Genomic DNA, 502 nt, shown 5'->3' on the forward strand with positions numbered 1-502 from the left:
GCTTGCAATGCCCAACTTCACCATGCCTGAGTTCAACATCAACGCGATTCTATTCATGATCCCAGTTGCAATCGCTCCTGCGGTAGAGCACGTGGGTGACATGTTGGCTATCTCTAATGTAACGGGTAAAAACTACCTGAAGAAACCAGGCCTACACCGCACTATCGCGGGTGACGGAATCGCGACAATTGCAGCATCAATGGTTGGTGCGCCGCCAAACACTACTTACAGTGAAGTAACAGGCGCGGTAATGCTGACCAAAGCTTTCACCCCTGTAATCATGACTTGGGCTGCCATTACCGCTATTGTTCTTGCGCTGGTAGGTAAGCTAGGTGCGATTCTGCAAACCATTCCTGTGCCAGTAATGGGCGGCATCATGATTCTTCTGTTCGGTTCTATCGCAACCGTCGGTTTGAATACGCTGATTAAAAACAACGTTGATCTACACAAGTCTCGTAACCTAGTGATCGTTGCAGTAACACTGGTATTTGGTATCGGAGGT

At 48.6% G+C, this 502-nt stretch carries 1 protein-coding gene; it reads left to right on the forward strand.

What is annotated here, in order from left to right; translation table 11 throughout:
• Nucleotides 1-502 (forward strand): solute carrier family 23 protein (locus tag R7E78_RS31040; protein WP_318059261.1); only part of this gene is annotated, 502 nt, incomplete at both ends.

This window comes from Vibrio sp. YT-19(2023) (assembly GCF_033337395.1).